Origin of the sequence: Bartonella sp. AP30XZML (genome assembly GCF_042195945.1) — a bacterium.
GTDB lineage: Bacteria > Pseudomonadota > Alphaproteobacteria > Rhizobiales > Rhizobiaceae > Bartonella.
The window spans coordinates 74,051-93,834 of record NZ_JBHIPJ010000103.1 but is presented as its reverse complement, the minus strand read 5'-3'; the positions used below and the strand labels follow the sequence as shown (position 1 = coordinate 93,834).

At 40.1% G+C, this 19,784-nt stretch carries 24 protein-coding genes and 6 pseudogenes; 19 read left to right on the top strand and 11 right to left on the bottom strand.

The features are described from left to right. The 11 genes and pseudogenes from ACFIL2_RS07835 to ACFIL2_RS07785 form a co-directional block, all read left to right on the top strand. On the top strand, positions 1-483 hold a 483-nt coding region (locus ACFIL2_RS07835), incomplete at its 5' end, for a hypothetical protein (protein WP_375680472.1). Continuing rightward, positions 473-2,419: a phage terminase large subunit family protein gene (locus ACFIL2_RS07830; RefSeq protein WP_375680473.1), complete on the top strand. Its 1,947-nt coding sequence runs from the start codon at positions 473-475 to the stop codon at positions 2,417-2,419. The genes ACFIL2_RS07835 and ACFIL2_RS07830, both read left to right, overlap by 11 nt. 46 nt (positions 2,420-2,465) lie before the next feature. Further along, a pseudogene (locus ACFIL2_RS07825) lies at positions 2,466-2,624 on the top strand (phage head-tail joining protein); the annotation flags it as partial. 4 nt (positions 2,625-2,628) lie between these two features. After that, positions 2,629-2,871 (top strand): phage head-tail joining protein, encoded by a 243-nt coding sequence (locus ACFIL2_RS07820; protein ID WP_375681724.1) that lies wholly within the window; start codon positions 2,629-2,631, stop codon positions 2,869-2,871. Between the two features lie 301 nt (positions 2,872-3,172). Continuing rightward, positions 3,173-4,693, top strand: a complete 1,521-nt coding sequence (locus ACFIL2_RS07815; RefSeq protein ID WP_375681723.1) for a phage portal protein — start codon at positions 3,173-3,175, stop codon at positions 4,691-4,693. Continuing rightward, positions 4,683-5,882, top strand: a complete 1,200-nt coding sequence (locus ACFIL2_RS07810) for a S49 family peptidase (RefSeq protein WP_375681722.1) — start codon at positions 4,683-4,685, stop codon at positions 5,880-5,882. The genes ACFIL2_RS07815 and ACFIL2_RS07810 overlap by 11 nt, the downstream gene beginning before the upstream one ends. Continuing rightward, entirely contained in the window at positions 5,765-6,145 is a 381-nt protein-coding gene (locus tag ACFIL2_RS07805) for a hypothetical protein (RefSeq protein ID WP_375640756.1), read from the top strand. The genes ACFIL2_RS07810 and ACFIL2_RS07805 overlap by 118 nt, the downstream gene beginning before the upstream one ends. Next, entirely contained in the window at positions 6,142-6,510 is a 369-nt protein-coding gene (locus ACFIL2_RS07800) for a head decoration protein (protein ID WP_375655468.1), read from the top strand. The genes ACFIL2_RS07805 and ACFIL2_RS07800 overlap by 4 nt, the downstream gene beginning before the upstream one ends. A 12-nt stretch (positions 6,511-6,522) precedes the next feature. Continuing rightward, positions 6,523-7,599 (top strand): major capsid protein, encoded by a 1,077-nt coding sequence (locus ACFIL2_RS07795; RefSeq protein WP_375681721.1) that lies wholly within the window; start codon positions 6,523-6,525, stop codon positions 7,597-7,599. Between the two features lies 1 nt (position 7,600). Continuing rightward, positions 7,601-7,879, top strand: coding sequence for a hypothetical protein (locus ACFIL2_RS07790; RefSeq protein WP_375681720.1), 279 nt, complete (start codon positions 7,601-7,603; stop codon positions 7,877-7,879). Positions 7,880-7,960: 81 nt separating this feature from the next. Then, the gene (locus ACFIL2_RS07785) at positions 7,961-8,314 is read left to right on the top strand and encodes a hypothetical protein (RefSeq protein ID WP_375680274.1); all 354 of its coding nucleotides are present in this window, start codon (positions 7,961-7,963) and stop codon (positions 8,312-8,314) included. A gap of 28 nt (positions 8,315-8,342) precedes the next feature. Here the strand turns inward: ACFIL2_RS07785 and ACFIL2_RS07780 are convergent, their stop codons facing one another. The 4 genes from ACFIL2_RS07780 to ACFIL2_RS07765 all read right to left on the bottom strand — a co-directional run bounded on the left by ACFIL2_RS07780 (position 8,343) and on the right by ACFIL2_RS07765 (position 10,940). Beyond that, positions 8,343-9,428 carry a hypothetical protein gene (locus tag ACFIL2_RS07780; RefSeq protein ID WP_375680275.1) on the bottom strand — a complete coding sequence of 362 codons (1,086 nt, stop codon included), beginning with the start codon at positions 9,426-9,428 and terminating at the stop codon, positions 8,343-8,345. A 308-nt stretch (positions 9,429-9,736) separates the two neighbouring features. Continuing rightward, the gene (locus tag ACFIL2_RS07775) at positions 9,737-9,868 is read right to left on the bottom strand and encodes a hypothetical protein (RefSeq protein ID WP_375639620.1); all 132 of its coding nucleotides are present in this window, start codon (positions 9,866-9,868) and stop codon (positions 9,737-9,739) included. 166 nt (positions 9,869-10,034) lie between these two features. After that, positions 10,035-10,571, bottom strand: a complete 537-nt coding sequence (locus ACFIL2_RS07770) for an ImmA/IrrE family metallo-endopeptidase (RefSeq protein WP_375639618.1) — start codon at positions 10,569-10,571, stop codon at positions 10,035-10,037. A gap of 3 nt (positions 10,572-10,574) precedes the next feature. Next, entirely contained in the window at positions 10,575-10,940 is a 366-nt protein-coding gene (locus ACFIL2_RS07765) for a helix-turn-helix domain-containing protein (protein ID WP_375639622.1), read from the bottom strand. 412 nt (positions 10,941-11,352) lie between these two features. On the opposite strand from ACFIL2_RS07765, the gene ACFIL2_RS07760 reads away from it, so the two are divergent. Together ACFIL2_RS07760 and ACFIL2_RS07755 are read left to right on the top strand one after the other, a co-directional pair. Then, entirely contained in the window at positions 11,353-12,093 is a 741-nt protein-coding gene (locus ACFIL2_RS07760; protein WP_375680203.1) for an antA/AntB antirepressor family protein, read from the top strand. Continuing rightward, positions 12,090-12,368: a hypothetical protein gene (locus ACFIL2_RS07755; RefSeq protein ID WP_375639616.1), complete on the top strand. Its 279-nt coding sequence runs from the start codon at positions 12,090-12,092 to the stop codon at positions 12,366-12,368. Before ACFIL2_RS07760 ends, ACFIL2_RS07755 begins: the two co-directional genes overlap by 4 nt. A 41-nt stretch (positions 12,369-12,409) precedes the next feature. Here the strand turns inward: ACFIL2_RS07755 and ACFIL2_RS07750 are convergent, their stop codons facing one another. After that, positions 12,410-12,706: a HigA family addiction module antitoxin gene (locus ACFIL2_RS07750; RefSeq protein WP_100129256.1), complete on the bottom strand. Its 297-nt coding sequence runs from the start codon at positions 12,704-12,706 to the stop codon at positions 12,410-12,412. A 16-nt stretch (positions 12,707-12,722) separates the two neighbouring features. Next, positions 12,723-12,833 (bottom strand): annotated as a pseudogene (locus ACFIL2_RS07745) (type II toxin-antitoxin system RelE/ParE family toxin); the annotation flags it as partial. A gap of 152 nt (positions 12,834-12,985) precedes the next feature. Between ACFIL2_RS07745 and ACFIL2_RS07740 the strand changes: the two are divergent. Together ACFIL2_RS07740 and ACFIL2_RS07735 are read left to right on the top strand one after the other, a co-directional pair. After that, positions 12,986-13,722 (top strand): annotated as a pseudogene (locus ACFIL2_RS07740) (phage antirepressor KilAC domain-containing protein). After that, positions 13,719-13,997: a hypothetical protein gene (locus ACFIL2_RS07735; protein WP_375636867.1), complete on the top strand. Its 279-nt coding sequence runs from the start codon at positions 13,719-13,721 to the stop codon at positions 13,995-13,997. Before ACFIL2_RS07740 ends, ACFIL2_RS07735 begins: the two are co-directional and overlap by 4 nt. Positions 13,998-14,041: 44 nt before the next feature. Here ACFIL2_RS07735 and ACFIL2_RS07730 read toward each other — a convergent pair whose 3' ends face one another. From ACFIL2_RS07730 to ACFIL2_RS07720, 3 genes are read right to left on the bottom strand one after another with little or no spacing between them, the layout of a single operon-like run. Beyond that, positions 14,042-14,188 carry a CopG family antitoxin gene (locus ACFIL2_RS07730; RefSeq protein ID WP_375633829.1) on the bottom strand — a complete coding sequence of 49 codons (147 nt, stop codon included), beginning with the start codon at positions 14,186-14,188 and terminating at the stop codon, positions 14,042-14,044. 42 nt (positions 14,189-14,230) lie between these two features. Beyond that, entirely contained in the window at positions 14,231-14,548 is a 318-nt protein-coding gene (locus tag ACFIL2_RS07725; protein ID WP_375633830.1) for a type II toxin-antitoxin system HicB family antitoxin, read from the bottom strand. Beyond that, positions 14,538-14,810 (bottom strand): toxin HicA, encoded by a 273-nt coding sequence (locus ACFIL2_RS07720; RefSeq protein WP_375634717.1) that lies wholly within the window; start codon positions 14,808-14,810, stop codon positions 14,538-14,540. Before ACFIL2_RS07720 ends, ACFIL2_RS07725 begins: the two co-directional genes overlap by 11 nt. Positions 14,811-14,851: 41 nt before the next feature. Between ACFIL2_RS07720 and ACFIL2_RS07715 the strand changes: the two are divergent. The 4 genes and pseudogenes from ACFIL2_RS07715 to ACFIL2_RS07700 form a co-directional block, all read left to right on the top strand. After that, a pseudogene (locus ACFIL2_RS07715) lies at positions 14,852-15,228 on the top strand (lysozyme); the annotation flags it as partial. 400 nt (positions 15,229-15,628) lie between these two features. Continuing rightward, the gene (locus ACFIL2_RS07710; protein WP_375681719.1) at positions 15,629-16,177 is read left to right on the top strand and encodes a hypothetical protein; all 549 of its coding nucleotides are present in this window, start codon (positions 15,629-15,631) and stop codon (positions 16,175-16,177) included. Beyond that, on the top strand, positions 16,158-16,367 hold the full coding sequence (locus ACFIL2_RS10510) for a hypothetical protein (RefSeq protein WP_404977385.1): 210 nt from the start codon (positions 16,158-16,160) through the stop codon (positions 16,365-16,367). The genes ACFIL2_RS07710 and ACFIL2_RS10510 overlap by 20 nt, the downstream gene beginning before the upstream one ends. A 117-nt stretch (positions 16,368-16,484) precedes the next feature. Continuing rightward, positions 16,485-16,719, top strand: a pseudogene (locus ACFIL2_RS07700) (hypothetical protein). A gap of 166 nt (positions 16,720-16,885) precedes the next feature. On the opposite strand, the pseudogene ACFIL2_RS07695 reads toward ACFIL2_RS07700, so the two are convergent. Next, positions 16,886-18,004: pseudogene (locus ACFIL2_RS07695) on the bottom strand (tyrosine-type recombinase/integrase). Between the two features lie 532 nt (positions 18,005-18,536). Continuing rightward, a complete protein-coding gene (locus ACFIL2_RS07690; RefSeq protein ID WP_375629670.1) occupies positions 18,537-19,484 on the bottom strand; it encodes an outer membrane protein in 948 nt (315 codons plus the stop codon). Between the last annotated feature and the right edge of the window lie 300 nt (positions 19,485-19,784).

The following is a 19,784-nucleotide window of genomic DNA, read 5'->3' as shown; positions in this document are numbered from 1 at the left end:
AAGACAGGTAAATTTGATGCGGCTCTTTTTGAAGATGGTTCTGTTAATGAAGCGCTTGCAACAGCTATCTGGAATGAGAATCCAACAAAGCGCCCTGCTCCATTTTTAGCACCAGATGGTCAACCGCGAACAAAGGTCAAACAAGCCTCCACAGATGGAGCCAATGAATACAAGATAAAACTGGAGCGAATGCAAGTTGCACTAGCAAAAGAAAAGATTGCTCTGGAAAAGTTACGCGAAACAACTGTTGATCGTGAAGAAGTGAGAAAAGAAGCATGGAACTTTGGAAGAGCGCATCGAGATACAATGCTCAATTTTGCCTATCGCTTTGGTACTGAAATTGCGGCGCAAGTGGGATGTGATGCTGCGAGCCTTATTGGAGCTATCGATCATCATATGCGCAAAGCTTTAGTGGAAAATGTCGTCCCTGTTTCTTTTCACGATCCCAACATTTTAGAAGAGAATCCAGAACATGATAAGTGATGCTTCGCCCTCGTCCTCTGGTGCTGGGCTCTTTTTTTGCTATGCGAATGAAGGACGCCGCCCTGACCTGCCTTATACTGTTTCCCAGTGGGCTGATAAAAATCGTTATTTGAGCACAGTTACGAGTGCTGAGCCTGGATTATGGAGGACTATACGTACCCCCTATTTACGAGAGATCATGGATAATCTTTCTGTTTATGATCCGACTGAAACAACGGTTGTGATGAAGGGGGCTCAGATTGGAATGTCGGAAGCAGCGTTGAACTTTTGTGGTTATGCCATTCATCATAGTCCAGGACCTGCCCTTTATGTGATGCCGACAGTTGAGACCGCTAAGAAACTGTCAAAGTCTCGTCTTGATCCGATGATTTCAGCTAGCCCTGCTTTAAGTGAACGCATTGCTCCTGCTCGTGCACGAGACAGTGGAAATACAATGTTTTCAAAGGAATTTTATGGGGGAACATTGATGATTACAGGAGCAAACAGTGCTGCTGGATTGCGTTCTTCTCCTATTCGCTATTTGGTTTTGGATGAAGTCGATGCTTACCCATTGAATGTCGATAATGAAGGCGATCCTGTAACAATTGCTGAAAAACGAACCTCTGCTTTTATTCAACGTAAAATTTTTAAATTGTCCACGCCGACACACCGTGACACAAGCCGTATTGCCAAGGATTTTGTACTAGGAGACCAGCGATATTACAACGTGCCTTGTGATGCATGTGGTACACTACAGCCGATTGTTTGGTCACAAATCAAGTGGCAAAAAGGCGCCCCCGAAAAAGCTGTGTTTGTTTGTGCCCATTGTGGTCATGAACATGCCGAACATCGTAAGTCCACCTTAATGGCAGAAGAAAACGGTGCTTGCTGGATCGCAACACAGGAGTCAAGTAAGCCTCGTCTGCGTTCTTACCATATTTCAGCGCTTTATTCGCCATGGCTGACTTGGGGCGATTGTGCGCGCGAATTTTTAAGAGCCAAAGAAGACCCTGCTCTTTTGCAAGTTTTTATTAACACAGTGCTTGGAGAGCCATGGGAGGACAGAACAGGCGAAGTTGTTGATCCTGATAGCCTCTATGCAAAACGCGAAGATTATCCCCTTGCACCAGAACAATCCGTCGTGTTGACAGCAGGCATTGATGTGCAAAATGACCGTTTAGAGCTTGAAGTGGTGGGATGGGGGCGTAGTGAAGAAAGTTGGCATATTGATTATCAAGTGATCCTTGGTGATCCCTCTTCTTTTGAAGTCTGGGACCAGCTGGATGAATACCTTACAAGACGCTGGCCACATCCAGGCTATAAAGAGGGGATTAGGATAACAGCTGCTTGTATTGATACCGGTGGTGGACATACACAGGCAGTTTATAATTATGTACGCCCGCGTGAAGGGCGGCGTATCTGGGGGATTAAGGGGCAAGCGGGATGGCGTGCGGTATGGCCACGCCGACCAAGCAAAAACAATAAGGGGCAGATTAATCTCTATATTGTTGGTGTTGACGCGGCAAAAGATATTATCACGGCACGGTTTAAAAAATCAGGACCTGAAGCATCAGGGGCTGGTGCAACACACTTTCACAAAAGCCTTGATCGAGAATATTTTGACCAACTGACTGCTGAAAGAAAAGTCATCAAATATTTTAAAGGCTTCAAGCGTATTGAATGGCAAAAAAGCGAAAAGGCAAGAAACGAAGCCTTGGACTGTAGGGTCTATGCTTATGCTGCTTTACAAGGTCTGATTTCGGCAGGAATAAACCTTAATCGAGAAGTCGATATCTTAGAAGAGCGCCTGGAAAAACTTAAAGTTGAAAGCTCTTTAGAGCAGCCAACATCAGAACATGCCCCCTCTCCTGCTCCAAGAAGATCTCAGACAGCACAACCTCAAAGGAAACAATCCAGAACGGTGATGAATCCTTATATGCAAGGGGATTGGAGGTAATTTGTGGATGAAACTTTAGANTATGCAAGGGGATTGGAGGTAATTTGTGGATGAAACTTTAGAACCAATTAACAGCAAATTTTCGAGACTGGAAAGTTTAAAAAAGCGGCGTGAACAAATTGAAGAAGCTCTTTATTCAGGTGCACAATCGGTACGCCATGGCGATAAGCAAGTCAGCAACCGCTCTGTTGAGGAACTGCGCAGAGCGCTTGAGATGCNAACCAATTAACAGCAAATTTTCGAGACTGGAAAGTTTAAAAAAGCGGCGTGAACAAATTGAAGAAGCTCTTTATTCAGGTGCGCAATCGGTGCGCCATGGCGATAAGCAAGTCAGCAACCGCTCTGTTGAGGAACTGCGCAGAGCGCTTGAGATGTTGAACACACAAATAGCCAACCTTGAAGGGCGCAAGCGTTCACGCGTTTTCTATTTTAATATATCACGAGGCTATTAATGGCTGGCTTTATCAATAAACTCACGGGCTTTTTTAAAATTTCTCGTCAACACAATCCCCATTTTGAAGCGGCAAGCAAAAGCCGCCGTATGGGTGGTTTTGACCCCGCAAAAAAACATATTAATAAAGCGATTGAAGAATGCGGTGATACCATTGTTGCCCGTTCAAGATGGCTTTATGACAATGAAGCTCTTTATGGTTCTGCAACAGAAGAATGGGTCTCTGCAGCTGTAAGTGATGGGATTAAACCTTATCCTCGTATTGAAGGTTTTCAAGAAGAAAAGAAAAAGCTTTTAGACTTATGGTNTTTTTTAAAATTTCTCGTCAACACAATCCCCATTTTGAAGCGGCAAGCAAAAGCCGCCGTATGGGTGGTTTTGACCCCGCAAAGAAACATATCAATAAAGCGATTGAAGAATGCGGTGATACCATTGTTGCTCGTTCAAGATGGCTCTATGATAATGAACCTCTTTATGGGTCTGCAACAGAAGAATGGGTCTCTGCGGCTGTTAGTGATGGGATTAAACCTTATCCTCGTATTGAAGGTTTTCAAGAAGAAAAGAAAAAGCTTTTAGACTTATGGTGGCAATGGGTTGATGAGGCGGACTATGATGAAGATGCCAATTTTTATGGACTTCAAGCAACCATTGCACGAGAGGTCTTTTTAACCGGAGAGTGCTTTGTAAGATTGCATTATGTTGATCTCTACGGGCGCTCTGGTGTACCGCTTCAATTACAAGTTTATCCAACCGAAATGCTAGACCTTTCCTACAATGGACCGGCTGAGATTGAAGGCAATTACATTCGTATGGGAATTGAATTTAATGCCAGTGGTAAGCGTGTTGCTTATCATTTCTGGGAACATCACCCCTATGATGATGTCCCTGTAAATATGGCATTTGAGAGCCAAGAGCGCGTGCGCATCCCTGCTGAAATGGTCCTGCACATCAAAGAGCGCCGTATTGCCGGACAATTGCGCGGTTCTCCCAAAATAACGCGCTGTATGACAAAGATCTTTCAACTCGAATCCTATGACGACGCAGAACTCGATAGAAAAAGGACGGCGGCTCTTTTCGCGGCGTTTGTCAAGGACAATTCACCAAACGTCGAAAAATTATCCGATAATCGTGATAAAAACAACGTTGAAGAAGAATACAAAGCACCTGTCATTGCGCCCGGTGCATCTCTTTATTTAGGAGAGAATAAAGAGGTTACATTCTCAAATCCTGTTGAGGTTGGAGGTTCTTATGAGGCTTTTCAATTTCGCAATATTTCAAAAATTTGCTCGGCTCTCAATATGCCTTATGCCGTTGTGACTGGAGACGTTACGCGCGGTAATTTTTCCAATGTGCGAACCTCTATCATTCAGTTTAGACGGCATGTCAAACAATGGCGTGAACATATCATTGCCTTTCAGTTTAACCGCATTGTTTGGGAACGTTTTGTTGAAATGGCAGTACTTTCTGGACGCGTTCACTTACCCGGATGGGAAGAAAATTCCTTGCCATGGGTTCAATGTGAAAGCTTTGCGCCCCCGCTTGAAATGATTGATCCAAACAAGGATATCACGGCAGAAAAAGAAGAAATTCGTGCTGGCTTGAAAACACGACGCATGGCACTAGCCGAACGCGGCTTTGATATCGACAGCATTCATGCCGAACTGCAAGAAGAGCACACAGACGCTCGTGCGCGCGGCTTATCTTTTGACACGGATATGGCAGCGCCTTCTGGTGAAAATCAAGCGATTGGTGATGAAGATTCAGAGACTTCTGAGACTTATGAAAACAACCAAAACAGTAAGGCGCAGACAAATGGTGAATAATCTCGACATGCCGTTTTTGGCATCACGGCTTTTTGGTGTTCCTCATATGCTTGCCTCGACAAAGCTTGATGTCATTTTGAATGCTCTTGCGCCGCGTCTTTTTGAGGGAGAAAAGTTTGCCCTTAAGGCTTTTGCGCAAGGGGATACAGAAGCTTTAAGCCCCCCTGAAACTTATGTAGTACAAAACAATGTTGCTATCCTACCGGTTCATGGCACGCTTGTGCGCCGTGGTGCATGGCTTGGGGCTTTATCGGGGCTAACCTCTTATGAAGGTTTAAGGGCTTCTTTTCGTGAAGCCATTGCACAACCTGATGTTCGTGCTGTCTTACTTGATATTGACAGCGGCGGTGGAGAAGCCGGTGGTGTCTTTGATTTGGTTGAAGAGTTTCAAGCACTCTCAAAACAATACAATAAACCCATTTGGGCACATGCCAATGAGTTTGCTTGTTCAGCGGCTTATGCCATTGCTTGTTCTGCTTCTCAAATATGGGTTGCTCGCACGGGTGTTGTGGGCTCGATTGGGGTTGTTTGTGCCCATCTTGACCAGTCCCGTGCAGATGAAAAACACGGGCATAAATGGACCTTTGTCTTTGAAGGTGATCACAAAGTTCATGGCAACCCTCATGAACCATTGAGTGATACAGCACAGATAAAAATGCAAGCCGATTGCGCCCTGCTCTACGAGATGTTTGTCGATTTGGTTGCAAAAAACAGACCTCTGAGTACGGACGCAATTCGTGACACAAAAGCAGAAACTTTTATAGGCACCCAAGCGATCACGCTTGGATTAGCAGATGCGCAGGGGACCCTTGCGCAAGCTTTGGAAGCCTTAACGGATTCCATATCACAAAACCCAACATCAACCACAAAAGAAGGACCAAACACATGGCACGCACACAATACCGCGCCCAAGAAGAGGATGACGAAAAAATTGTCGACATCATCAATGAAGATNGCCTTAACGGATTCCATATCACAAAACCCAACATCAACCACAAAAGAAGGACCAAACACATGGCACGCACACAATACCGCGCTGAAGAAGAGGATGACGAAAAGATTGTCGACATCATCAATGACGAGGAAGAGGACGAAGACGATAGTGACATCGACAAAAACGCCGAAATCTTTGACGACGAAGAAAACGAAGATGAGGATGAAGACAACGAAGACAAGCAAGAAAACATAAAAGCTGCTCTTGAAAAAGAAAGAAAGCGCGCAAAAGCACTAACAACCCTTGAAAGGCAAGCAAAGCACTTAGGCGTTTCTTTTGACGCAGCAAAAGCTATTCAAAACGGTATGAGTCTCGAGAAAGCACGCCAGTGTGTGTTGACGGCTGCTAGCTCTCAAAGCGCGTCTTTAAAAGTCTCGCCTTATACCCCTCATAGTGATGGGACAAGCAAGGCAAAGATTCACGCAAAATGGGAAGCAGCTTGGAGGGCAGTGAAATGACGAATATTATTTATGACGACGTACGCAATGGCGCTTATCTTGGACCTTACGACCCCGATATGTCAAACGAAGAAGTGGTGTTTGCATCAGGAGCATTCATTGAAGCTGGAACTGTCATGGGGAAAATTACAGCATCAGAAAAATATGCCCCCCTTAATCCAGCAGCATCAGATGGCAGCCAAATCCCTGCTGGAATTTCTTTTGCCACTGTTGATGCCTCTCAAGCCGATCAACGTGCCGTAATGACAGCACGCTTATGCACTGTAAAAGCTTCTGAATTGCTATGGCCAGATGCCATTACAGATGAACAAAAAAGTGCTGCCATTCAGTCTCTCGAAGACCATAACAATATTTTATTGCGATAGGAGAATGCGCACATGGATATGAACTTTTTTAAACACGACGCTTTCTCTGCCACCACCATGATGAAAGCGATTGAAAACTATGAGTTTCAACCGGGACTTATTAGTTCTCTTGATCTTTTTGAGGAAGTGGAAACAAGCACCACAGTGGTTGGTATTGAAAGACGGGACAATACATTGTCCTTGATTCAAACCAGTGAACGTGGCGCCCCCTTAGCAGAAGGTGATAGAGATGGGCGTAATCTTCGGTTTTTCAAAACAACACGGATTGCCAAAAGTGACACGGTGAAATCAGAGGAAATCCAGAACCGGCGTGAATTTGGTACAGAAGATCAACTCGAAACGGCAATGAAATATATTGCCAGAAAACAAAAGAAACTGATTTCTGAAATCGAATTGACATGGGAAAACATGCAACTTGGCGCTGTTCAAGGGGTGGTTCTTGATGCCGATGGCTCTGTTATTGTCGATTGGTACAAGGAATGGGAAATCGCACCACCAAAGCCGATTGACTTTAAATTAAATAATGAGACAACCAATGTTGCGGACCATGTTGATCAAGTCATTATGAAAATGATTGAAGCTTCAAAAGGAGCTTTTTCTGATCGTTCACGCATTATTGGGCTTTGTGGAAATGAATTCTTTTCCAAGTTGAAAAACCATAAAACAATTCGTGAAACCTATCTCAACACAGCTCTTGCACAAACGTTGAATAGTGCTGGAGGTGTTGCAACACCAAGTTCGATTGGCTCTGGAAGCTTTGGTAGTTTTGACTTTGCGGGTGTGACTTTCATTAATTACCGGAGTATTCACAACTATAATGTGAGTGCGAAGGCTGGAACAAAGCGCGCCATAGGCATTAAGCCGGATGAATGTCAATTCTTGCCTGCCAATGCACCGGGAGTGTTTCAAAAAACCTTTGCACCGGGAGAAAGTTTGGATTTTGCCAACACGGTTGGAAAACCGCTCTACACCATGTTGATCGTTGATAACGACCGTAATGCATGGGTAAAGCCTGAGGTCTATAGCTATCCGCTTTATATTTGCACGCGTCCTGAAATGCTCTTTAAAGCGGTCAGTGGAGGAAAATAACATGCGATGGCATGGGTTGCTTAATAAAATGATTCAAGACGTGCGCAACACCTTTGGGCAACCCGTCATCTACACGCGAAAGGACAATCAGCAATCTTTTCGTATCACAGCGATTTACGGCATCAAACATTCGGAATCGGAGGCTGGAGGCAGAATCCCCACCACAATTGCAAGAAAGGAACTTGATCTTTGTATCAATGATATCGGGGGAGTACCACCAAAACCTCAAGATCGTATTGTGATCATCTCNTCGTTGATAACGACCGTAATGCATGGGTAAAGCCTGAGGTCTATAGCTATCCGCTTTATATTTGCACGCGTCCTGAAATGCTGTTCAAAGCAGTTATAGGAGCGAAATAACATGCGATGGCACGGGCTGCTAAATCAAATGGTTAAAGATGTGCGCAACACCTTTGGGCAGCCCATCATCTACACGCGAAAGGACAACCAGCAATCTTTTCGTATCACAGCGATTTACACCATTAAGCATTCAGAATCGGACGCTGGTGGCAGAATCCCCACCACAATTGCAAGAAAGGAATTTGATCTTTGTATCAATGACATTGGGGATTTACCACCAAAACCTCAAGATAATGTTGTAATCATTTCCCCTGAAAACAGCAAAGCCCCCTCTCAAGAGCACTTCATTGTCACAGATGTCCAAGCCTCAGAATCCGGTATGTATAAGCTTATCTTGCGGGAGCTAAAACAATGAACGTATCTTTATCTTGTGTGTTTAAAAATCAATAAAACTGTCCCAGAACTCGAATTACTGCTGTAAACCTTGGACTTGAAAAGGCAGTGAATTGGTAATTCCGTGGTATGCCGGTACGGAGACTGATTTGACATCTTTGGTATGTTATAGTAACTGATGCAATTCGTGTCCAAGTAGTTCTTTCATTCTTTTCAGGACTTTCAAATACAATGGCTTGATCGGTTACCAAAAGACGTCCTCTAAGTGGGATCTTTTTATTAATATCAAAGAAAACACGTTCTTGAACTCCCAACAATTTTTCATTGTGTGCTAAACGATATTCATATTCGCTTGCGTCAAGTTCTTGAAACATTTTACACGCTTCAGAAAAACTAGACACTTTAATATCCGGTAGCAACATTGCAACTTGTTCTTCAAAAAGTTTTACTTTTTTCTTTTCAGAGTAGTGAGCGATCACCAAAAGTAAAACAATAAGAATGGCTACTAATAACCATAGTGAAATACTTATTACTACCACAATGCCTCCAATCAATAGAGCACAAAGGAGAAAAATCTTGATCCCCTTTTCCAATCGTTCGTTTTTAAATGCTGGAGATGTTTTATTAACGACTGAGAAATCAGAAGAAAGATGTGCAGGAGGGAGCGACATTGAAGCCTGTTCTGGAACTTTTTCTTCAAAACGTTTTTTGCGTTTATCTTGCCAATAAGCGAAAATGGAAAACGCAAAAAACGCAAAGAAAATTAACCAAAACCATCCCCAAAAGCCTAATCCATCATCTTTGTCTGGTTTGTTAACTTGAGTGGGGGTAATTTGCTTATCAGTATCCTCAGCTGGTGCCTGAGTCATGCTTTCATCTTGAGTAGCAACATCTATTAATAAAGTCGAGGAGGAGGAAAAAATTTCATTATTGTACGCAACTTGATCTGGTTCATTTTTGTGGAAAAAAAACGCACCTAATATTGCAGAGCCGAGAAATAATAAAACTCCAATACCAAGAGTTTTCAGTCCGTTTTTCCGCCATTTCTTTATACATATTAAAACGAGTCCGACAATCATCACTGGTAATGATAACAAGCACACTATCATTGCAATTGTATCAAGTATGTCGAGCATTATTTTCCCCTCCGCTATAAATAAAAAATAATGCTGGTGAATTTAGAGTGAATCGACAAATAAAGTAAAGACGTACCATATATTTTATAAAAAAGTGATATTAATGCTTGACATCATCATAAGGNCTCCTGAAAACAACAAAGCCCCCTCTTCTCAAGAACACTTCGTGATCACAGATGTCCAAGCCTCTGAATCCGGTATGTATAAACTTATCTTACGTAACGAATCTCCACCCAACAAGCAGTTTTGATTACATTTCTGAGATACAGAAGGGGAATAAAATATCCCCCTTCTGCTTTTTTTATCACTCACTCAATTGGAATACGCCAAGCCTTTCGCCCATAGTGTTTTGCGTAAAGTTTTTGACCTGTATAAGGACATCTACGCCATGTGCGAAAAACGTACGTTTTACTTTCTTTAAACTTCTGTGTATTATACATGGAAGTTCCTTTTAAGGTGAATTGACCTAGACAGGAAACATTTACAATGATACAATTCCGCCTGTTGTTACGGGTTACATCTTGTTGTTTCCTGTCTGGTTTTACGTCAGCTAACCGAAACCTGACGTAAACTCTTTATGGGTTTGAGCTGCAACTCAAACCCTTTTTATTCTGATTTAATATTTAATGTTTTCATTCTAACCTTTGCTGCTTGTAATGAAACTTTATAGCACTTAGCGATCTCTTCTGGAGTCTTAAATTTGGGCATACCTGAACGTGGCATTAAAAGTTCAGCGGCAAACTGATCAGCTTGCCGTTCTGAACTGCGATAAGCAGGTATTTCATGAGAATCAATTACGCGTTGTAAGGGTAAATTTGTATGTAAAAAGAGGTGAGCAAATTCATGAGCAACTGTAAATCTTGCACGACCATTACCATCGTACGCATCTCTATAAATATCTTCTCTTAAAACGATGAACTTACCTTGTGGATCAGTTAAACCACCCACATTTCCCAGTTCTTTCTTATCTGCGATACGTAAATGAAAATCTCGCTTCATATTAGGCAAAATGTGTTCAATAAACTCCATTACTGGAAAATATTGGACATCTGACAATTGTAATTCTCTTCGAAATAAACCAGCTAAATAACTAATTTTGTGCCAACTACGAGGAGGAACTTCATAATCAATGCTTTTATACACCTTCTATTTACCTTCTTTTTCTTTTATCTGTTTCATTAATTTTTTCATTTTTTCTACATCTTCTGGAGAAATGTTATCTATAACTCTAGCAAACATACCAACAAGTTCACCTGTGGATGAATTAGAAGACTTTATTGTAAAACTCTTACGGCAGGCATCAGCCTCTTTTCTTAAGAGAGAAGCCATATCTTGATCTAAATCGTATAATTCTATGATCTTTTCTTCCATACCAACAGGCACAGATTTTTTGCCAATCTCGACAGAAGATAAAAACGCTACAGATATACCTAATTTATCAGCCATATCTAAAAGACGTTCTGCATGATCAATACGGAGTTTTCGTATGGTTTTACCAAAGGATGTAAGCATCAAATATAACTCCAAAGGACGGATAATTAATCTTAATAAGTTGAATATATTTTATCTTAAGGTATAAATCAACTCTTTTTTTTACAATAATTACAAATTGCCAATAGCAAAAATTTAAAAATTATCGAAAGTTGCTTGACATTATAGTAGGAGTATGAATAATCGAACTAGGTGCCTGAAAAACACCTTAAACCAATAGCGGATAGATTGCCGAAACAATCTTTTTTCCGCGCATTAAAGGCTTTGACTCATTGTATGTTACACGCATATAATGGCATTGTCGGGTGTGGTTACGCTATACAATACTCTCACGAGGAAGGCGTAACGACGGACTATTGGCCGTGTTTTTCAGCGCCCGGCGCTTTATTTATAAAAGTGTCAATGAAAAACGTCTAACCAATAGGAGTTCATCATGAACACTCTTATTCCAATATCGGAACAAACTGTTGGACAGGAAATTGTTCAAACAGTAAATGCACGTGAATTGCATAGTTTTTTAGAAGTAGGTAAAAAATTTGCGGACTGGATTACTGAACGTATCAACAAATATAATTTGGTAGAAAATCAAGACTTTGTTTGCTTCCCTATTTTGGGAAGCAAAGGCAGGGGTGGTCACAATCGTAAAGATTATCATCTGACTTTAAGCGTAGCCAAAGAGCTCTCTATGCTTGAGAATAATAAGAAAGGTAGAGAGGCTCGTTTATACTTTATCAAATGTGAACGGCTTTTGAAACAAGTAGTGACACCACAAGTTGACTACTCCAAACCGGAGGCATTACTTGGTGTTTTGAATCACTTACAAAGCCAAATCAAGCAGAAAGATCATGTTATTGCCGAATTGGCTCCAAAAGCAGAAGCTTTAGAAGGTTTAAAACGCTCTGATGGTCTGTTTGGTTTAATTGAAGCAGCAAAGATGTTGGAAGTGCGACCAAAGGATTTAACGGATTACTTGCGTAAACATGATTGGGTTTATCGACGGGCTCCAGGGGCGCCTCTGTTACCTTATCAGGATAAAATCAAGAAAGGTTTCATGGATTGCCCTGCTATCACCATTCAAAGACCGGATGGTACAGAAAAGGTACTCCCTTCAACGAAAATCACCTCGAGAGGATTGGCATGTTTGAGAGAACAAATCTTTGGGGGTGTACAATGAATACCAGTATTGATTTCTTATGCGATTTGTGGATGACGCTGTATCAGTTTTCTGATCGTGATGATGTTGAAGACAAAGTTTTTAGTGCTCTCATTGAAACCATGGATGCAATAGAAAAAGCTTTAATCTTAAAGCTTCAAGATGAAAGCCCGAATGCACTCAAAATTCTGGCAATGATTACAAATTTTGGAGCCTTAAAACCTCCCTCGATTATGCAGCCTTTGCTGAAAACTTACGAACCAAATTTAGAAAAACCTATTAAAAAGGTTGCTTAAGTAAAACATGCCCCTTCCCCACTTCAAAGGTGGGGAGGTGGTTAAGTTCTACATTCAAACTTATTAATTTTGGCAAATTCATCTGCTTTTTCGGCTTGTAAAATATGAACATCATAAGCAGCTTGCATATTAAGCCAGAACTCAGCTGTCGTATCAAAAAAAGAAGCCAATCTGAGAGCCGTATCAGGAGTTATTGGACTATTTTCCGCAACAATACGTTCTATCCTCGTGCGTGGAACATTCAATGCTTTTGCAAGAGCATAAGCAGACAGAGCATATTCTTTTAAATATTCCTCCCGTAAAATTTCTCCAGGATGTATTGCAATATAATTTTTCATCTCGACCTCCTATAGATCAATGATAATCTATAATTTCAACTTCATAGGCGCCATTAATACGCCATTCAAAACAAAGACGAAACTGGTTATTAATACGAATAGAATATTGACCTTTACGCTCTCCTTTNGCTACATGCATATAATAATATTGTCGGGTGTGGTTATGCCATATAATACCCTTTCGGGGAAAGCATAACGACGGGCTAGTTGTCGTGTTTCTTAGCGCCCGGCACTCTTTTAGAGTGTCATTAAGAAACCTCTAACAACTAGGAGTTCATTATGAACACACTTATAGAAATATCAGAACAGGTTATTGATCAGGAAACTGTTCAAACTGTTAATGCGCGTGAATTGCACGCATTCTTAGAAGCAAAACGAGACTTTTCCAATTAGATTAAAGACCGTATTATCAAATACAATTTAGAAGAGGGAATAGATTATATTTTAACGCTCGCCAAAACTGGCGAACGTCAAAATGTAGTGTTAAAAGAATATTATCTTACACTAAATGTAGCTAAAAAGCTTTCTATGCTTGAGAACAATAAGAAAGGTAGAGAAGCTCGTTTATACTTTATCAAATGTGAACGGCTTTTGAAACAAGTAGCAACACCACAAGTTGACTACTCCAAACCCGAAGCATTGCTTGGTGTTTTAAATCACTTACAAAGTCAAATTGAGCAGAAAGATCATGTGATTGCTGAATTAGCACCAAAAGCAGAAGCTTTAGAAGGTTTAAAGCGTTCTGATGGTCTGTTTGGCTTATCGAAGCAGCAAAGATGTTGGAAGTACGACCTAAGGATTTAACCGATTACTTGCGTAAACATGATTGGGTATATCGACGGGCTCAAGGGGCGCCTCTGTTACCTTATCAGGATAAAATCAAGAAAGGATTCATGGATTGTCCCGCTATCACCATTCAAAGACCGGATGGTACAGAAAAGGTGCTGCCTTCAACGAAAATCACACCAAAAGGATTGGCATGTTTGAGAGAACAAATCCATGGGGGTGTACAATGAAGATAGATACCAACTTTTTATGTGATCTATGGATAGCATTGTCTCAATTTTCTAGACATGAGAATATGAGCGATAAAGATTGTACTGCTCTGGTTGACACTATGAGTGTAATAGAAAAAGTTTTGATTTTGAAACTTCAAGATGAGATGCCAAGTATGCTTAAAATCTTGACAGTTCTAACAGATTTTGGAGATTCAGAACTACCGCATAGCATGAATCCGTTATTGCAAGCTTATGCTCCTACTTTGGAAAGTCCTGTTGTAAAAGCTGCTTAACTTAAAAACACAACTCCCCTCCCTGTTCTTAAGATGGGGAGTGGTCAAGAGACTTCTTTAGGTAAGAATTCAAAATGAACGGATTTAAAATCAGTTAAGTCATAATCTGTAAGATCGGCAGTATCAACGAAGTTTTCTGCTTCTTCATCCGTCTTGAAAACGGGTATTTGTTTTAATTTAGAGGTTTTCATAAGAATTAGTTTTCTTTTAGTACGTATAGACTTTTAAAAGATTCAAAGCTTAGAAGAAATGTATCTGTTTAAACTCACACCATTTTCAGCGGCTTGTATTGAAAGTTTTCTATGGAGTTCTGGTGGTATTCTTAATTGAAACTTGCCACTATATTTACCATGTGACAAAGGCAGAGGAACTTCTTCTCCATTATGTTGCATGTCCTCAACAACTTCTGAAACAAGGTCCATAATACCTTTTAAAGCTTTCTCTGCTTGAGCATCTAACCATGAAAGGGATGGGAATTCTGCACACAATCCGACATATTCCTCATCTTCTTGCGACCACAAAACACGATATGTATAATGATTATTGTTCATGTTTCATCCTTTCTATCGCTTGTAAGATTTGTTTGACTTGATAAGCTTTTGCTTTGTTACTAGAATCTTTTTGAATATTCACACGTGGGTCACCAAGCCACAGGGTTTTAAAAACAAAGTGGCTTTTACCATTGTTCCGCGGTTTTCCAAAAAAATGTACACACACAGCCAACAAATCTGAAAACTTGATGTTCTTTGGTGATGCTTTCATCAAGCTGATTATTTTTTCAACTTTATTGTTCATAACCAATAATAGTATCATTATTAATCCTAGTCAATCATTTTTAGAAATAGCGTCAACTAACAAGAGCCTTTTGTAACTCGACACTGTTAAAAAAGCTCAATCAAGGTGAATATGAAGCTGTCCCTTCAGAGCTACAGAAATGGACCAAAGCAGGCGGAAAGCGTCTTGAAGGTCTCGCACACCGGCGTGCAGCAGAAGCAGGCTTATGGGCAAAAGGGGCTTATGTTTCCTCTAACTACCAAACAGTAGAAACGCAAGCACCAACGGGACTTTTCAAAGCTGAAGCCCTTGCACCGATTATTGGCTCTTTTTCTGGGCTTGGTGGTTTGTTAGCAGGAAATGGACCAATCCAATGGCTTTGGCAACCATTATGGTTTTAGCCGCATGTGCTGGTATTTTCTTTGTTGCTAAACGCTTTCAGGAGCACCGCCTATGATCTTATGGATGAAAAAAATCTGATGGTGACAGGTGCGGCTTTAGCCGCTTTTTTTATGATTTTAGCAAGAGCTTTTACTCTTGGGAAAAAAGCAGAGCAACAAAAGCAAACAGAAAAAGCTTTAAAAGCAGCCACAACACGGNTCAATGCTTCTAAATGATTTCCTGGAGGACTGCGCAAATCTTTAAGATCAACTGCTTTATCGAGCATAAACAATTTTCTTTGGGCTATACGCACTAGAGTGGTGGGAAAGCCTCTGGGCGGATTGCCTTCTAGAAGATCTTTACACCGCTTATCAGCAAAAGATTCAATCACCAAATCACCTTTATTCGTTCTTTTACGTATCATAACATGATACTAATATAAAGAAAAGGATAAATGTTAAATAACAGGAGCCTCCATGCATCCGCGAGAGACGATAAGGGAAAGCTTTGTTGCGTTGATCAAAGCAGCAAAGACGGCAGCTGGTGACAATGTTTTCAATATGCGTGACTTCAATTTATTTATTGAAGCAATGCCAGCTATTAATATCTCAACACAAAGTGAAACAATTGAAGATGGCTATGATTATGGAGTAAGACGGCGTGTTTTAACAGTAGATGTTGAATGTTATGCGACATGTGAAGATGGCGCACGTTTTGTTGACCAATTAGCATGGGAAGTTGAAGAGATTTTCTATGCCAATCCCAATCTTAACAACACCGTTGAGACATGCCGCCTGCAAAATATTGCTTTTGCCTTTGGCGATAATGGCGCCCTAGCGCTCCATGGTGCAATTTTAACCTTTGAAGCCATTTATGTGACCAATATCCCCAACATGGATGAAGAAGAAGGCAGTGTAACAGCAAGAATCGTTGAACCTTTCTTAAGCTTTGAACCAGAAACAGGTGTGGGAAACGAAGACAAATACCATAAAATTGAAGGTGGACATGTTAGAGCGGCGCGATAAAGAGATCACAGATCTAAAGAGACGTGTAGCAAATATGGTTGTGGTGGGGAAGATTAGCCATGTCGACCATAAAAACGCACGCTATCGGATAAAAAGTGGCAATCTTGNGCTGGAGGTGGAAAGTGAAGTTAATCAAAAAAGTGATGCTGATGTGCGTGCTGCTCTCTCTGACTGGTTGCGCAACAAATAAATATGCTTCTTCTTGTGTTGGCTGGTTGCCAATTTATTTAGACAAGAAAGATCTGAACACCATCAGTTCAAACTTAGCAAGAGAGATCTTAAAGCAAAATAATCTAGGTGAACGCTTGTGTGGGTGGAAACATGGCTAGAAAAAAAAACACAAGACGATATAGAGCTTACAGAAGCAGAAAAAGAAATACTTCAAGAAATCATCATGACCTACAAAAGCGTGAAAATGATGTCTCGCTTGATAAAATGGATGGCATTCATCCCTCTTTATGGTTATCCTTTATTTTGCTCGTCTTATGGATGCAATAGACAATGTCTTTGCACATTTTAAACAGTGGCTAACCAAAAACTGAAAGCTTTACCCCCTCCCCGCTTTTAAAGCGAGGAAAGAGAGATTATATCGTAATCTATCCGCTAATCGCTTAAGTGTTTCTTAGACACCTGACGCGACAATAGACATAACAATTATCAAGCCTCTCCGGATATAAAAGACGCCCCTTGTTCTAAGAGGGCACGGCGCTATTCTAAAAAATCCGTCCGCATGTAAGCCTTTGTCACTGAATTCCCAACTGAATACGCAAGAACAGATTCTGCAATTTCAAATGGTGCTGACGTTGTCTCTGCTATCCAGTCCCACAGAATCGATCTGAAACCATGAAGTCTATAATCAAAACCTTTGTCTTTCATGAATTTAGAAAGTGCTACATCAGATATAGGCTTTTCAAAACTCTCAGCAAATAAAAAACCATTTTTTCTATTTTTTGCTTTTTCAATAACAGCAAGCGCTTCAGCTGTAAGCGGCACATGAAAATCAGAAACCTTTCCAACAATTCTCTTCATATTTTCTTTTGAGATAATCCATATTGATCCATAAATCTCTTCTGATCGAATATGCCTGATTGGTATAAAACAAAAAACCGTCAAAATAAGAAGTTTTAAAGCTAGATGTGATACAAGCTCATCATTTTAAGATTGAAAAAACTTAGGCATTTCTTTCCATGGCATAGCTGGAATATTTTGGGTATTTTGAATAAACTTTTCTAATAAAGCTTTTGCTTTTAATTGCATATCCACATCTATACCAAGTGCCGCCGCATGTTTTATAGCTATATTCAAGCGGGATAGAGCTTTACTTGCTGTTTCGTTTTTTGTCTTCCAAATGGAAGAAATGCATCCTTTTATATCAATTTGCGTCAGTTCAATGATTGGCGTATCACCAAGTTTAGGAAAAACATGTAACTCAAGAGGTGTTAACCAGCTTGCTGCTTTTCCTTCATTTTTCAATTCGTTTTTTTTCGCTTCAAAAGCACTAGAGGCAATTTCTCGTAAAGAAATCCCCCCTGCTCGACGCAAATTTTCTTTTTGTTTTCGGCGAATCGGGTCAATTCTTTGATCTAAACGATCACGACAAGCTAAAGCTTTGAACAGTGCTTCTTTTAAAGATACATTGCGACAAGAGCCTAATCCCATTTCTCGTCGTCTTTTATTGAGGTCAAACCTAAAAACCCATCATCCTTGATCTGGTGTAGTTTTGATAAGCCATAAACCAGCTCTGTCAGCATATTTTCCTTTAGATAGATTTTTTACAGATAAGATAGACAGTCTATCACGTTCTTCGAACCACCTTTTAAAAACCACCTTTTGAATTGCACTTGGAGCACTTTCATCTGGTACCAAGATTATATATAAAAGGCAATTTAATAAATAAAATAAAATAAAAACAATTAGTTATTAAACAGAAAAAAGATAAACTGTGCTATCAGGTGATATTGTAGAGAGTTCTAAGGGAAGAAAAAATTGTTGCACAAACGTACACGCCGTCCGCACCACTCTATGTAAATTTTCTTTATTTTCTCATTACTTAGATAGTAAAAACTCTCTTTAAGTTTACTGTTTGCAACTCTATAACGGTATTATAAAGTGATAACTGTAATAAGAAGCAATCCTTCTTTGCCAACAAATGTTTCAACCACACCTCGTGAACTAAAAATTTTTTATTCTTAACAATTAAGAATCTGAGTAACTCTTCCTTACCTCCTCATTCTCACTCAAAGTCAAAGCCCCCTTTTTTTTCACCATAAAATAGTGTTTACAATGCATAAAATTAAAAAATAAAGGCCCTATCAAAGAAATAGGACCTCTTAAATTTAAGCTCCTTTATCCTACAAAATTAGAATTTGTAAGCTATTCCTGCGCGAAAATCATTCGTCTTATACTTAACTTCAATCTCGTCTTTAAATTTCCTTTTACCAAAATCTGAGTAACGATATTCCGCACGCACAACAAGATGGTCTGTCATTGCAAAATCAACACCACCACCGAGAGTATAACCAATCATCGTTTTTGTTACATCCGATGTCCTATTAAATGGCTCACCTCCCGTAATTACTGTCGACAAAATATCTTGAAACTGTCCATAAGCAACACCACCAGCAATATAAGGCATCACATGCCCCGCAGAAAACCCAACACGCACCCGTGTAGCACCTGTCCATTTTTGTTTTAACGTATGATTAAACGTTAAACTGTCTTTCTCTTCTTTATCCTCTGCAGAAGAGCGAGAAAAGTCTCTACCCTGTCTTCTGACAAGTTTTGCCTTTTTTCGACTTTTTCCTTCTGTACCTAATTCCTCAGTATCAGTACCCGATCCTTCAGTACCCGATCCTTCAGTGCCCGATCCACCAGTGTCAGGACCACCTGCACTCGTTTCATCAGCCTGAAATCTTGTTTTTGTATCCTTTTTTTCCGTTAAAAGCATATCCGTATCAATCCCCACAATAAAATTATTACCGAGATCAAAATTAACACCCGCATAAAAACCACCTATAAATCCAGAAAGCTCAGGCATATACTGCTTCTCGACAGGCACCCATGGTTTACTTTTACTCTCCTCATCGGGATAGAGAGGAATATCAACATCACGCGTTATTGCAGAAGTCTTACTTGAAAAGCCACCAACTTGCCCCCCGAAATAAAAACCTGCCCAAGAAAAAGGTGAAGAAGCAACAACTTCTGAGGCAACATGTAATGGCTCTTCGTGAGCCACCACATCTGCAGCCTGTACTATAGAAGGTGAAATCAAAGAAAAAACAGATGCTGTTATAAATTTTGTATTCATAAAATTATACCCCATTGCTAAATTTATATAATCAAAAATCACATTTAGAAAAACAAAGTTTTATAAAATCTTATGCTGTAAAATTGCATGTACTCCTTTATATTTACATTTAAATTTACACTATAATAATATATTATTACACCAAAATTTAATATTATCAAATAAATTTTAAAATATTAGAATAATGAATACTTTCAATAATAAATATTTAATAAAAATACATATTATATTTTTAAAAGGATGAAGTATAAAACATTTTGTATCAAAAATACCGCAAAAAAATCTAAAAATGATGTAATT

What these genes read in the sequence shown, in the direction of transcription:
- ACFIL2_RS07830 (WP_375680473.1), top strand. Translation starts at nt 473, where the DNA reads ATGATAAGTGATGCTTCGCCCTCGTCCTCTGGTGCTGGGCTCTTTTTT.
- ACFIL2_RS07800 (WP_375655468.1), top strand. Translation starts at nt 6,142, where the DNA reads ATGACGAATATTATTTATGACGACGTACGCAATGGCGCTTATCTTGGA.
- ACFIL2_RS07795 (WP_375681721.1), top strand. Translation starts at nt 6,523, where the DNA reads ATGGATATGAACTTTTTTAAACACGACGCTTTCTCTGCCACCACCATG.
- ACFIL2_RS07785 (WP_375680274.1), top strand. Translation starts at nt 7,961, where the DNA reads ATGCGATGGCACGGGCTGCTAAATCAAATGGTTAAAGATGTGCGCAAC.
- ACFIL2_RS07780 (WP_375680275.1), bottom strand. Translation starts at nt 9,428, where the DNA reads ATGCTCGACATACTTGATACAATTGCAATGATAGTGTGCTTGTTATCA.
- ACFIL2_RS07775 (WP_375639620.1), bottom strand. Translation starts at nt 9,868, where the DNA reads ATGTATAATACACAGAAGTTTAAAGAAAGTAAAACGTACGTTTTTCGC.
- ACFIL2_RS07765 (WP_375639622.1), bottom strand. Translation starts at nt 10,940, where the DNA reads ATGCTTACATCCTTTGGTAAAACCATACGAAAACTCCGTATTGATCAT.
- ACFIL2_RS07760 (WP_375680203.1), top strand. Translation starts at nt 11,353, where the DNA reads ATGAACACTCTTATTCCAATATCGGAACAAACTGTTGGACAGGAAATT.
- ACFIL2_RS07755 (WP_375639616.1), top strand. Translation starts at nt 12,090, where the DNA reads ATGAATACCAGTATTGATTTCTTATGCGATTTGTGGATGACGCTGTAT.
- ACFIL2_RS07750 (WP_100129256.1), bottom strand. Translation starts at nt 12,706, where the DNA reads ATGAAAAATTATATTGCAATACATCCTGGAGAAATTTTACGGGAGGAA.
- ACFIL2_RS07735 (WP_375636867.1), top strand. Translation starts at nt 13,719, where the DNA reads ATGAAGATAGATACCAACTTTTTATGTGATCTATGGATAGCATTGTCT.
- ACFIL2_RS07730 (WP_375633829.1), bottom strand. Translation starts at nt 14,188, where the DNA reads ATGAAAACCTCTAAATTAAAACAAATACCCGTTTTCAAGACGGATGAA.
- ACFIL2_RS07725 (WP_375633830.1), bottom strand. Translation starts at nt 14,548, where the DNA reads ATGAACAATAATCATTATACATATCGTGTTTTGTGGTCGCAAGAAGAT.
- ACFIL2_RS07720 (WP_375634717.1), bottom strand. Translation starts at nt 14,810, where the DNA reads ATGATACTATTATTGGTTATGAACAATAAAGTTGAAAAAATAATCAGC.
- ACFIL2_RS07710 (WP_375681719.1), top strand. Translation starts at nt 15,629, where the DNA reads ATGCATCCGCGAGAGACGATAAGGGAAAGCTTTGTTGCGTTGATCAAA.
- ACFIL2_RS07690 (WP_375629670.1), bottom strand. Translation starts at nt 19,484, where the DNA reads ATGAATACAAAATTTATAACAGCATCTGTTTTTTCTTTGATTTCACCT.